This window comes from Paraburkholderia sp., assembly GCF_034668105.1.
Classification (GTDB): Bacteria; Pseudomonadota; Gammaproteobacteria; order Burkholderiales; family Burkholderiaceae; genus Paraburkholderia.
Window position 1 is genome coordinate 1 of the sequence record NZ_JAXDPY010000478.1, and the last position, 12,066, is coordinate 12,066.

The following is a 12,066-nucleotide window of genomic DNA, read 5'->3' on the forward strand; positions in this document are numbered from 1 at the left end:
CCGCTTATGAGCTGGCGGTGTGAGCGGCTTTCTTTGCTTATCTTTCTTTGCCGCGGCAAAGAAAGTAAGTGCCGCCCCGCACAGGGGCAACGCTAATAGACCAATAAGAAATCAAGGAAAGGCCAAAGAGCCAATTCAAGGAAAGGCCAAAAACCGAGATCAAGGAAAGGCCAAAAAGCCCAGATCAAATTACATGAAGAAGATGCCGCACGCACTGCAGCAGTCAATGAGAGCAAGATCAACGACCCAAACGCTTCGTCATGAAATGAAATAACTCAACGCGCTCCCAGCGCCTCACTCAACATCTCGACGAACGCCTTGACCCGCGCCGTCATCTGCAACTGCTGCGGGTATACCGCATAAATATCGGCACCCGGCGTACGGTACTCCGGCAGTACCTGAATCAGGCGGCCATCGGCCAGATACTCCGCGATATCCCATTCCGCCCGCATCAGAATGCCGTGGCCGTCCAGCGCCCACTTCACCGCGATCTCGCCGTCATTGGTGGTGAGGTTGCCGCGCACGCGAACCGTCTCGGTCTGTTCGGTCGAACCGCGTCCGGTAGTCAGACGCCATAGCCCGTAGCCGTCATCCCCCTGACGAATCCCGATGCAGTTGTATTGCGAGAGCTCCGCCGGACTGCGTGGCGCGCGCCTTTCGGCGAAATACGCGGGCGCTGCGCAAAGCAACCGCCGGTTCGACGCGACCCGGCGCGCAATCACGCGTGCATCCGGCGGTTCGCCGAAGCGCACGCAAACGTCGAAGGCGTCGTCGCTAATGGGCGGCGGGTCGACAGAAAGCTGCAATTGCACGTCCACCTCGGGAAAGCGCCTCACAAACCGGGATATTAGCGGCGCCACATGACTGCGGCCGAACCCGAGCGTCGCGTTCACGCGCAGCAGGCCTTTCGGCGCCGCTTGCGCGCCGCCAAGCAACTGCGCGAGATCATCCATCTCGCTGAGAATGCGCCGCGCTCGCGTCAGATAGAGTTCGCCTTCCGGCGTGAGACTCATGCGCCGTGTAGTGCGATTGACGAGCGACACGCCCGCACGCAATTCCATTTGCGACAGATGCTTGCTCACGGCCGCCGTACTCAACCCGAGCTCACGCGCGGCCGCCGTCAGGCTGCCGCTTGTAGCGAGCGTGGAGAAGAAGGCGAGGTCGTCCGCTTGTATCGACGAGGTCATGTTGAGGAGGCTATTGGGCAGCTTGGTGAGCAGGGCGCTAACTAGCCCATGACCGCCCATTATTAACTCAAGGTTAATGATGCTTTAAGTCTAGCAGCGTTTGCGCGCGCGGTCAGTGTTCTAGGATGCTGCCATACGTTCAACCTCATGGAGACGCCAGTGAAGACCTACCACATCGCAACCATTCCCGGCGACGGCATCGGCAAGGAAGTCGTGCCCGCGGGCCAACAGGTTCTCGAAGCGATTGCCGCGCGAAGCGACGCCTTCAGATTCGAGTTCGAGAACTTCGATTGGGGTGGCGACTTTTATCGTCAGCATGGCGTAATGATGCCGGCCGATGGGCTGGACGCGATTCGCAACAAGGACGCGATTCTGTTCGGCTCGGCGGGCGACCCGCATATTCCCGATCATGTGACGCTCTGGGGTTTGCGCCTGAAGATCTGCCAGGGCTTTGATCAGTACGCGAATGTGCGCCCCACGCGCATCCTGCCGGGCATCGACGCACCGTTGAAGCGCTGCGGGCCGAAGGATCTCGACTGGGTCATCGTTCGCGAGAACTCGGAGGGCGAGTACTCCGGCGTCGGCGGCCGCGCGCACCAGGGCCATCCGCTCGAAGTGGCCACGGACGTTTCGATGATGACCCGCGCGGGCGTCGAGCGCATTCTCCGGTTCGCGTTTCGCCTCGCCCAGTCGCGCCCGCGCAAGCTGCTGACGGTGATCACCAAGAGCAATGCGCAACGTCACGCGATGGTCATGTGGGACGAGATCGCGCTGGAAGTATCGAAGGAGTTTCCCGACGTCAAGTGGGACAAGGAACTTGTCGACGCTGCGACGGCCCGCATGGTCAACCGTCCCGCAACCCTCGACACGATTGTCGCGACGAACCTGCACGCTGACATTCTCAGCGATCTGGCAGCGGCCTTGGCCGGCAGTCTCGGCATCGCGCCGACCGCGAATCTGGATCCCGAGCGCCGCTATCCGTCGATGTTCGAGCCGATTCACGGCTCCGCTTTCGACATCATGGGCAAAGGTCTCGCGAATCCGGTCGGCACATTCTGGTCGGTCGTGATGATGCTAGAACATTTTGGCGAGACGGCCGCCGCCCAGCGATTGATGAATGCCATCGAGCGCATCACGGCTGACCCGGCGCTGCATACCGGCGACCTCGGCGGCACGGCCACGACAGCGCAGGTGACCGATGCGGTATGTGCCATCCTCGCAGCGGAACCGGCGGCGCAGTTCAAGGCTGCCTGAGCACGTCGTACACAGCGCGGAACACGCCACGCGCAGCCGACAGCGCGTGCGTTACACAAAAACATAACGCCCGGACCAACCCGTCACGGGCGGTTAAAAGTACGGAGACAGGCATGACCAATGAATTGCAAGCCCGTGTGGTTCGCAAGCTGACGTGGCGCATTTTGCCCTTCGTCATGCTGCTGTACTTTGTGAGCTTCCTCGATCGTGTGAACGTCGGCTTCGCGGCGCTGACGATGAACAAGGACCTCGGCCTCTCGCCAACCATGTTCGGCCTCGGCGGCGGCATCTTCTTTCTCGGATACTTTCTGTTCGAAGTACCGTCGAACCTCATTCTCAACAAGGTCGGTGCGCGCATCTGGATTGCACGCGTGATGGTGACTTGGGGGTTGGTGTCGGCGGCTTCCGCGTTTGTCGTCGGACCGAACTCGTTCTACACGCTGCGTTTCCTGCTCGGTGTGGCGGAAGCGGGTTTCTTCCCGGGCATCATCCTCTATCTCAGCCAGTGGTTTCCCGCGCGACAGCGCGCGGTTGCGGCGGCTGCGTTCATGGCGGCCGCGCCTTTGTCGACGGCAATCGGCTCGCCCATTTCAGGCGCCCTCATGCAGATGCCGGCGCTGTTCGGTTTGAAAGACTGGCAATGGCTGTTCATCATCGAAGCGATTCCCGCTGTCGTCCTGGGATTCGTGGTTTTGAAAGCGCTCACCGATTCGCCGGAAAAGGCGAGGTGGCTCGCCGCGGATGAGAAGGCGTGGCTCATCGCGACCTTGCGCGAAGAGCGCGCGGGACGCGAGTCTCAGGCCGGGCACGCGGACGGCGCGCTCGCGGCGTTGCGCGACCCGCGCGTGTGGATCATGTCGATGATTTACTTCGGTACGTCCGCGGGGCTTTATACGCTCGGGCTGTGGGCGCCGCTGATCATCCGTCAATTCGGTTTTAGCGCGCTTGGCACTGGCGCATTGAATGCAATTCCCAGCGTGCTGGCTGTGGTCGGCATGGTGATGTGGGCTCGCCATTCGGATCGCACTGGCGAGCGCACGTGGCATGTGGTGATTCCATGCGTTATGGCGGGCGTCGGGCTCGCATGGGCCGGCTTTGCGGATACCGCCGTTGCAGTGGTGCTCGCGCTGATCCTCGTGAACGTGGGCATTAGCGCGGCCAAGGCGCCGTTGTGGGCCATGCCGAGCACCTTTCTCTCGGGCGCCGGCGCAGCGGCCGGTATCGCGATGATCAACTCGCTCGGCAATCTCGGCGGTTTTGTCGGACCGTTTGCAATTGGGTGGCTGAAGAGCGTGACGGGGGGCTATGCGGCCGGGCTTTATGTAGTGGCGGCGAGTCTCGCGGTATCCGCCATACTTGCCCTGGCTGTCGGCCGGCGCGGATATCGGACGGCGCCCGCGCCGCAATGATCTGGTGGTGCGAACCTGTGCCTGACGGAGAACAGGCATGAGCATCTCTTACGAGAACATTGCGCCGAACAGAATCGGGATGAGAATCGATGGCGTTCTCGCTAAAGATGGGTTTTAGGGGCTTCATGATTTTCCGTGCCTGAATCGACTACGCTTCGTTGTTAGCGACCCGATATGCAGGCACGTCACATGGCATCCAAACATGAAGTCAAACGGTACAGAGCCAATCTCTCTGATGAACTCCATAGCGCCGCACTCTATGACACGCTTGCGAAAGTCGAGAAGGACGACACGCGCAAGCAGGTCTACAGTGAGCTCGCGAAGTCGGAGCACGATCATGCGCAGGTCTGGGCCGATAAGCTGAGAGCGAACGGCATCCAGCCGAAGGGCAGCGGCCAGGCCGTGAAGACGCGCTTGATGAAAACACTGGTGCGCGTGTTCGGCGCGGGTTTCGTGTTGCCCACGCTCGCCGCGGCCGAATACGCTGACCGTAATAAGTACCAGGGGCAGCCGGACGCGGGCCGCATGTCGGCCGACGAGCATCACCACGCGGAAGTGGTCCAGACCCTGGCTCACGGTGGTGGTGACCCGGACCTGTCGCAAGGTGCGCGCATTGCCGCGGCGGAGTCGTGGCATAGGGGCGTTTCGTCGGGTAACGATCTGCGCGCGGCCGTGCTCGGTGCGAACGACGGTCTTGTTTCGAACTTCTGTCTGATCATGGGTGTGGCCGGTGCGGGAACCGGCACCAAGGCGATCCTGCTCACGGGGCTCGCCGGCCTGATCGCCGGTGCGTGTTCGATGGCATTGGGTGAATGGCTGTCGGTGACCAATGCGCGCGAACTGGCCACGACCCAGATTGCTAAAGAAGCGGAAGAACTGGAGACGTCGCCGGAAGCCGAAGAGCACGAGCTGGCGCTGATCTATCGCGCGAAGGGTCTTGACGCGATCGAGGCCAAACGGGTGGCATCGCAGATGATGCGCGACAAGGACAAGGCGCTCGATACGCTGACGCGTGAGGAACTCGGGCTCGACCCCGCCGAGCTGGGTGGCAATCCATGGTCCGCGGCGGGGGTCTCGTTTTGCCTGTTCTCGATCGGCGCAATTTTTCCGGTGATGCCGTTCCTGTGGACCCATGGGCTTAGCGCGGTCGTGCAATGCGTCGTCCTTAGCGCGCTTGCGCTCGCGTCCATTGGGGTCTTTACCTCGCTATTCAACGGACGCAGCGCGGGGTTCTCCGCGATGCGGCAGATCGTCATCGGTCTCATTGCCGCGGGATTTACATTCGGCGTTGGCAAGCTATTGGGCGTGTCGATCTCGTGACAGGGAATTTGTGCGTGTGCGGCAGGAGCAAGCTGGACGGATCGGCCGGCATGCTGATAAGCGATCCAGGCGAACGATTGCTCGATTTCGATCGCTACTGCAACTGTGGGGTCAGATTCAACCCCGTTTGGGGCGCCGTAGCGCATCTGCTGACCGAGGTGGCGTGACCGGGACGATGCAGAAGGGGCAGCGTGGTTCACCCGGACAGCGGCCTTGGCCCGACCTTACCCGATGATGTATTTCGTCCGGATTGGCGTGGTCGGGATGGAGGGAGGACGGCGTGCGGAACCTCAGCCTTCCTTAAGGTGAAGTTGCTAGCATGTCGCGTCTGGGGACGCAGATGGCCCGGCAGATGTTTTCTGCGTCGCGGGCCGCTCGTGTTATCGAATACAACGATACGCTGAAAAAACGGGAGATCGGAGTGGTTAATGTCAACGCAAATACGCGGCCAGCCTATGACGCGGTCGCGCGCTCGCTCCACTGGCTTACCGTCTTATTGATCGGGATGCAGTTCGTGATCGGTTGGACGATGCCCGACATGCACAAGGACACGCAGCCCGTTGGCCTGATCGCGTGGCACCTTGGCGTAGGCTCGACACTTGTCGCCGTGACGGTGGTCAGGGTGCTCTGGCGGCTGGGCCATAAGCCTACGCCGGACCACTTGCCGCCGGTACTGAGCATCCTCTCGGGCGTCACGCATCTTCTGCTTTATGCTGCCTTGATCGTGGTGCCCGTGCTCGGCTGGATCAACGCATCCTCGCGCGGATGGACGGTTCGCTTGCTGGGTGTCGTGCCGTATCCGGCACTGAGCGCTCCGGGCTCGGCGTTCGGCCATGAAATGGGCGATGTGCACGGCATCCTCGCATGGGTGCTTCTCGCGCTGATCGGTCTGCACGTCGGCGCAGCTTTGTTCCATCGCTTTGTTCTGAGAGACCATGTATTGCAGCGGATGCTGCCTACATCAGCGCCCTCAGGAAGGCGCCATGCCGACCGAGACTATTGAGGTCTGACAGTAGACGCGCCTGGGATGAAGAATCCCATCGCATCTCCTGCCGCTTCCCCCAATGAATTGATCGAGCCGGGCGCTCCTGCTCATCCACTCGCGCTACAAGTCCCTCAGGCATTTAAGGCGTTTCAGTTTTTATCGACAATCGGGAACGCTGCTTCTCGACCTGCGTGCTCCGAAGGCGCCGCTCGCTTCAGTGTGGCGACGAACGGCATATCCGGTTTCATGATAAAAGTCAGCAGTACGCCGCAAGCCATCACGCCGATGGACAGCAGAAAAGTGACATTCCAATTCCCCAGTCTGTCGATCAGATAGCCCGCCACAACCGGGCTGACGATCGCTGCCGTGAAGCCCGTTCCGCTCATGATGCCGCTGGCCGTGCCAGAGCGGTCATAAGCGATGTCCATCGGAATAGCCCACATGGGTCCGATATTCATTTCGTTGAAGAACATCGCCGCGGCCAGAAAAATCAGCGAATACATCGGTTCGTGGATCAGCACCACCGGGATCAGCGACAAGCCGGTCATGGTCATGCAGAACGCTACCAGGGCGCTGCGCGCGAGCTTCAGGTTGCCGGTGCGTCGAAGCAGCTTATCGCTGATGAGGCCGCCGATCAGATCGCCGAACACACCGGCGACGAAAACCCCTGACGTGAAAATGACCGCCTTCCTGATGTTCAGATGGAAGCTATGCATGAAGTAGAGCGGCATCCAGTCGAGCATCAGCCAGAGGATCCAGTTGTAGCAAAAGTACACGGCGGAGACAGGCAGCAGGCGACGATAGAGACGCGCCCAGGTGCCGGGCACTTCCACCGGACGAACTCTCGGCGGTGGCAGGCTCTCAATTTCGCCGGCGGTGATGCGCGGATGGTCCGCGGGTTTTTCGGTGTAGCTCACGTACCATAGGACCAGCCAGCCGAAACTCAGCGCGCCGAGCAGGTAGAAGGCGAACCGCCAGTCGAACGCAGTCATCAGCGCCAGCACCAGCATTGGCGCCACCGCATTGCCGAGCCGCGCCGTCGAGTGAGTGATACCTTGGGCCATGCCGCGCTTGTCCTTCCTCACCCATGACGCCATGGCGCTGGTGGAAGCGGGGAAGGTGGCGCCTTCGCCCAGGCCCAGCAGCAGCCGCGCCGCGACGAGCGTGGCGAAGCCGCCGGCGAAGCCCGTCAGGGTTGTCGCCACGGCCCAGATGAAGGCACACGCGATCAGCGTGCGCTTGGCGCCGAAGCGATCGCTGACCCAGCCGCCGATGAACTGGAAGATCACGTACGGGTATGCGAAAGCCGAGAAAACGAAGCCGAGCTGCGTGTTGCTCAGCCCGAGTTCGGATTTGAATTGCCCTGCCGCGGTGCTGATGTTGACGCGATCGACGTAGGTGATGAAGTACATCAGGCACAACATCAACAGGACGGTAGTGGTCGCCTTGAGCTGTATTCGTTTCATGTCTCACTCCACATTGTTCGTTGTTATTTTTTCGACGATCCCGAAGTAAAGGCGACCACGGCGTCTTTGAAACGGGCGCTGCCGTACACCTCTTCGATCAGATCTTCGTCGTCGAGCCGCTGTTCGACGACGATGCGGCGCAGGCTTTCCTTCACGGCCTTCTGCGTGACCGGCGAAAGTGCGATTAGCCGCTGCGCGAGCGTTTGGGCGTCGTCCTGCAGTGCGCCTTGCGAGCACACGCCATAGACATAGCCGCACGCTAGCGCTTCTTGCGCGGTGAGGTATTCGGCGAGCAGCAACATCTTCTTGACCTGAGGCACGCCGAGCGCCGCATACAGTCGTGCGATGTTGCGCGACGACAGCGTGTTGGAGAGCGTCTTCGCGATCGGCGCGCCGAAGCGCGAGCCGTCGCTACAGAGCCGGAAATCGCAAGCCGTTGCCAGTGCCAGGCCGCCGCCGACGGCCCACCCGTCGATCACGGCAATCGTGGGCACCGCAATGCGTTCGACGGTGTCGATCACCCGCTCGACGAAGGCCTCGTAGGCCACGCCATCGCGGCCGGTGCGGAAGTCTTTGAAATACGCGATGTCGGTGCCTGACATGAATGACTTGCCGCCCGCGCCCCGGAACAGGACGCAGCGTACGCCGCTGTTGTCGACGCACTCGGCGATCAAGGTCAACAGCGACTCGTACATATCGAGCGTCATTGCGTTATGCCGCTCAGGGCGGTCGATCACGATCTCCGCTACACCCGACTGATGAATCGTGAGGCTGACGAGTTCGCTCATGGTGCCGTCCCGTCGATCTCGGCGAAGATCTCGTCGTTATGCTCGCCCAGCAGCGGCGGATGACGACGCACCGTCTGCGGCGTGCCCAGCATCTTGACGGGAAAGCCAATGTTCTTGACCTTGCCTTCGTTCGGGTGATCGATCTCCATGCACATGCGACGATGCGTGGCGTGCTCGCTCCCGAACGCCTCGGGATAGGACAGGATCGGGCCGGCCGGGATTCCGGCGGCGAGCATCGCGTCGACCCAGGCGGCGCTGTCGCGCTTCGCGAATTCCTGCTCCAGGGCTTCGATCAGGGCCTCGCGATTCTTCAGTCGCAGCGACACGCTCGCATAGTCGGCGTGAGCGACCAGGTCCGGGCGCTCCAGCAGTTCGCACAGCTTCGTCCAGAGTTTCTGATTGGTGGCGCCCATCACGAAGTAGCCGTCTCGCGCCTTCACGGCCTGGTAGGGCGCGCTCATCTTGTTACTGGTACCGAGGGGCGTCGGCGGCACGCCCGTGCCCCAGTATTCCGACATGTCCCAGATCGAAAAGGCCATCACCGAATCGAACAGCGACGCGTCGATGTGCTGGCCCTCGCCGGTTTTCTGCGCGCCAATGTAGGCAGACAGCAGGCCGTAGACCGCGAACAGCGCGCAGCCGATGTCGGCCACGGGTACGCCGGCCTTGACGGGTTTGCCGCCCTTGTAGCCGGTCACGCTCATCACGCCGGACATGGCCTGTGCCATGAGATCGAACCCTGGCCTCGAGGCCCACGGTCCGCTTTGCCCGAAGCCGGAGATGCTGACGTAGACAATCTTCGGATTGATCGCCTTGATCGACTCGTAGTCGATACGCAGACGCTGCACCACGCCCGGACGGTAGTTTTCGACGATCACGTCGGCGGTCCTGGCAAGCTTGTAGAAGAACTCGCGACCTTCGTCGCTCTTGAGGTCGAGTGTCAGCGAGCGCTTGTTGCGGTTCATGTTCAGGAAGCCCATGCTGTCAGGCCCCTTCATCTTGAAGCCCATCGCGCCGCGGGTCTGGTCGCCTTCGGGCGGCTCCACCTTGATTACGTCCGCCCCCATATCGGCCAGCAGCATGCAGGCGAAGGGGCCCGCCATGACCTGGCTGACGTCCAGCACGCGGATGCCTTGCAGCGGCAGATGCTTCGATTCGGTCATCCCGAGTCTCCTCTGTAGAAGGTGTGAGTGAGATCGCTATGCCATGCCGCGCATGGCCAGCGATCTTCGGCTCTCACTGTCCGCTACCGACGAGGCCGCCGCAAGAACGCCTGGGACATGTCTGGTTTCGCGCGTTGCGAAACCGGGCGGCGCGCTGCGCCCGGAGACTAGGCCGGTCTGCCGAGCAGTTCGGTCACCACGTTGCGCAGGGTCTGCTTCTGAGCGTGGCCCTCGACACAGGACAGGACGTAGCTGCGCTGGTGCCAGTCGCCCTGGAGTTCGGCCGACGCCAGCGATTCTTCAGGATGAAAACTGCGCAGGACATCGGGGGGCATCAGGCCGACACCGAGGCCATGGCGTACCATCGCCAGCATGGTGTCGAAACCGCTGACGGTGAAATTGTTGGGGAACAGTCGCCCGCGGCTGCGGTACGCGCGTTTCACCGCGGACAGGACCGCGGAGCCCTTGCCGAGACTCACGATAGGGAGATCGAGGATATCGTCGATTCCGATGGGTCCATCGGGAAACTGGAAATGCGGACGGTTATAGACCAGCACCAGGCGGTCCTCTTTGTACGGGGACTTCGCCAGATCCAGGAAGCCGCTTTTCTTCTCGTAGATGCCGACGTCGATTACTTTGTCGCGCAGCAGTTGCTGGACGATCTTGCTGTTCTCCTCGACGATCTTCAAGGAAATGCCGGGATATTTGCGCTGGATGTCGGCAATCTCACGGGCCAGGAACTGGATGACGACGGCCTTGGGCGCGCCGATGATAATGCGGCCGTCGAGGCCCTGGTTGAGCGCCTGCGCGTCGCCTTCCAGGCGGTCGATGAGGTTGTCGATCTGCCGCACGTACTGGAGTAGCTTGTGGCCGGATTCGGTGATTTCTACGCCATGGGGTACGCGCTTGAAGAGTAGGGCGCCGAGTTGGCCTTCCAGGTCCGTCACGCGGCGGGATGCGGCCGCCACTGCCAGACTGAGTCTGTCGGCAGCTCGGGAAATGCTGCCTTCCTCAGCGATGGCGAGGATCAGTCGGATGGTGGTGGTGTCGAATTTCACGGGGGGGGCCGGGTTATGGCGAAGGAGTGGGTGGCGCGGCGACAGGCGCTGGACGGGTAGGGGGCCCGGCTGGCGCTGCGTCGATTCTCGAATGAAAACCGAGCTCAATTTGACAAGATGGTTGTCCAACCTGAAAGCACCAGAGACCGCACGTGCTTTTCGTGCGGATCTGATAGTCGTGTCTGCGGCGGCGATGTTGATATCGACGTACTGGATTTCTGCGGGATACCCGGTGCTTACGCGGTGCCCAGGCGTGCTTCAGCAATCCGCTTCAGATCATCGGGAGTTGAAGCGGATGCAGTCAACTGCTCAAGCAAGTCCGTGGCTCTCTTTTCGTCTTTTGGCCCACCATCGCCAAGGGTCAAACTCGTCGCCAGATTGAGTATCGACCGGGGCAGCCCTCGCGAGGCCAAAGCCTCAAGGAGGTGACGAGCCACTTCGGGTTCCCGGTTCCGGTTGCCGCTGAGCAACTCATCAGCGATCGATTCTACAAACCTCAGCGAGCTTTCATTTTCCGTTTTGTGTATGCCAGTCAGGAGCGCTTGTTCGAAGCGGCCAACGGGATCGTGCGTGGCGTGAGCCAACGTGCTCAGCGCCTCTTGAAAACTCAGGTCTTCCTTTGAGCCGGCAAACGGCGTTTCTGTCGGGTTCCCGCTATCTTCGTGCGCATGTGCGGCCGACGGTTGCCACCATCGAACAAAGTCGTCCGCTGATTCACCGTGAAGATCCACTGACGATGCGGCTAATTGCGACGCCTGAAATGCGCGTCTCCCGGTTACTGTCGCGCTGTCACATGCCTCGTCGAGCGTCGAAGCTGCTTTGCTGCCCAGCTCGCTGTGGAGGTCAGCCCAGTCTCTATAGCCGAGGACTTCGGCGGTCAGCTGTCGCGCCTGGGATTCCTTTAGTGAGAGACGATATTTGAGCCGATTGGCGGCCCGCGTCGGGATAGACGCGTTGTGGAAGTAGATACGCATGGCTTCGGTCCGAGTTTCCGTGCTGACGGTCCGCCACAGCCGGCACGGAATGGAAATGAGCTGTGAGGCAGCGCGGTGGGCGTAACGCCCGCTCGGGAAAAATAGCGTCGATTTCTTGCTCAGTCAATCCCATTCAGGCGATGGTTTTGAGCGATGAGGCCGGCCCGAGGTTCTTCTTCGAGATCATGCACGACAAACCCGACCTGATGGCACGGGCGGTGCACAGCGTCCAGACCTGCGAGAAGCATCGGGTTCGGCGTGATGGAGCCGGAGGCTGATGAGCGATGCGGCGGTGCCCCGGTGTTGGAGGTTGAGTTGACATAAGATAAATTATCAACCTTTGGACTGTAGTAGCTTTATAGAAATGTCGTGTTCTAGCCATTTAGAAATGTCGTGTTTTGGCCTCGGTATGCTTGCCGGTTCCCTGCGGGACTATGGAGCCGGCCATGCATGCAGCTGCAC

10 protein-coding genes are annotated in these 12,066 nt (G+C 61.2%); 4 read left to right on the plus strand and 6 right to left on the minus strand.

The features are described 5' to 3' along the window. Nucleotides 1–275: 275 nt before the first annotated feature. Nucleotides 276–1,187 (minus strand): LysR substrate-binding domain-containing protein, encoded by a 912-nt coding sequence (locus QOC89_RS21585; protein WP_323046872.1) that lies wholly within the window; start codon nt 1,185–1,187, stop codon nt 276–278. A gap of 159 nt (nt 1,188–1,346) precedes the next feature. Here QOC89_RS21585 and QOC89_RS21590 point away from each other — a divergent pair, with 159 nt between their 5' ends. The 4 genes from QOC89_RS21590 to QOC89_RS21605 all read left to right on the plus strand — a co-directional run bounded on the left by QOC89_RS21590 (nt 1,347) and on the right by QOC89_RS21605 (nt 6,173). Continuing rightward, on the plus strand, nt 1,347–2,441 hold the full coding sequence (locus tag QOC89_RS21590) for a tartrate dehydrogenase (protein ID WP_323046873.1): 1,095 nt from the start codon (nt 1,347–1,349) through the stop codon (nt 2,439–2,441). A 113-nt stretch (nt 2,442–2,554) separates the two neighbouring features. Next, the gene (locus QOC89_RS21595) at nt 2,555–3,850 is read left to right on the plus strand and encodes an MFS transporter (RefSeq protein WP_323046874.1); all 1,296 of its coding nucleotides are present in this window, start codon (nt 2,555–2,557) and stop codon (nt 3,848–3,850) included. A 189-nt stretch (nt 3,851–4,039) separates the two neighbouring features. Further along, nucleotides 4,040–5,170, plus strand: a complete 1,131-nt coding sequence (locus tag QOC89_RS21600; protein ID WP_323046875.1) for a VIT1/CCC1 transporter family protein — start codon at nt 4,040–4,042, stop codon at nt 5,168–5,170. A gap of 319 nt (nt 5,171–5,489) precedes the next feature. After that, a complete protein-coding gene (locus QOC89_RS21605; RefSeq protein ID WP_323046876.1) occupies nt 5,490–6,173 on the plus strand; it encodes a cytochrome b in 684 nt (227 codons plus the stop codon). A gap of 131 nt (nt 6,174–6,304) precedes the next feature. Here the strand turns inward: QOC89_RS21605 and QOC89_RS21610 are convergent, their stop codons facing one another. The 5 genes from QOC89_RS21610 to QOC89_RS21630 form a co-directional block, all read right to left on the minus strand. Next, the gene (locus QOC89_RS21610) at nt 6,305–7,621 is read right to left on the minus strand and encodes an MFS transporter (RefSeq protein WP_323046877.1); all 1,317 of its coding nucleotides are present in this window, start codon (nt 7,619–7,621) and stop codon (nt 6,305–6,307) included. Between the two features lie 23 nt (nt 7,622–7,644). Further along, nucleotides 7,645–8,409, minus strand: a complete 765-nt coding sequence (locus QOC89_RS21615) for an enoyl-CoA hydratase (protein ID WP_323046878.1) — start codon at nt 8,407–8,409, stop codon at nt 7,645–7,647. Further along, nucleotides 8,406–9,572, minus strand: a complete 1,167-nt coding sequence (locus QOC89_RS21620; protein ID WP_323046879.1) for a CoA transferase — start codon at nt 9,570–9,572, stop codon at nt 8,406–8,408. Before QOC89_RS21620 ends, QOC89_RS21615 begins: the two co-directional genes overlap by 4 nt. 167 nt (nt 9,573–9,739) lie before the next feature. Continuing rightward, on the minus strand, nt 9,740–10,630 hold the full coding sequence (locus QOC89_RS21625; protein WP_323046880.1) for a LysR family transcriptional regulator: 891 nt from the start codon (nt 10,628–10,630) through the stop codon (nt 9,740–9,742). 236 nt (nt 10,631–10,866) lie between these two features. Beyond that, entirely contained in the window at nt 10,867–11,604 is a 738-nt protein-coding gene (locus tag QOC89_RS21630; RefSeq protein ID WP_323046881.1) for a hypothetical protein, read from the minus strand. Nucleotides 11,605–12,066 lie beyond the last annotated feature (462 nt).

Bases quoted from the DNA above. Each gene is read 5' to 3' on its own strand.
- QOC89_RS21630 (WP_323046881.1), bottom strand. From the start codon at position 11,604: ATGCGTATCTACTTCCACAACGCGTCTATCCCGACGCGGGCCGCCAAT.
- QOC89_RS21615 (WP_323046878.1), bottom strand. From the start codon at position 8,409: ATGAGCGAACTCGTCAGCCTCACGATTCATCAGTCGGGTGTAGCGGAG.
- QOC89_RS21595 (WP_323046874.1), top strand. From the start codon at position 2,555: ATGACCAATGAATTGCAAGCCCGTGTGGTTCGCAAGCTGACGTGGCGC.
- QOC89_RS21585 (WP_323046872.1), bottom strand. From the start codon at position 1,187: ATGACCTCGTCGATACAAGCGGACGACCTCGCCTTCTTCTCCACGCTC.
- QOC89_RS21620 (WP_323046879.1), bottom strand. From the start codon at position 9,572: ATGACCGAATCGAAGCATCTGCCGCTGCAAGGCATCCGCGTGCTGGAC.
- QOC89_RS21605 (WP_323046876.1), top strand. From the start codon at position 5,490: ATGTCGCGTCTGGGGACGCAGATGGCCCGGCAGATGTTTTCTGCGTCG.
- QOC89_RS21600 (WP_323046875.1), top strand. From the start codon at position 4,040: ATGGCATCCAAACATGAAGTCAAACGGTACAGAGCCAATCTCTCTGAT.
- QOC89_RS21610 (WP_323046877.1), bottom strand. From the start codon at position 7,621: ATGAAACGAATACAGCTCAAGGCGACCACTACCGTCCTGTTGATGTTG.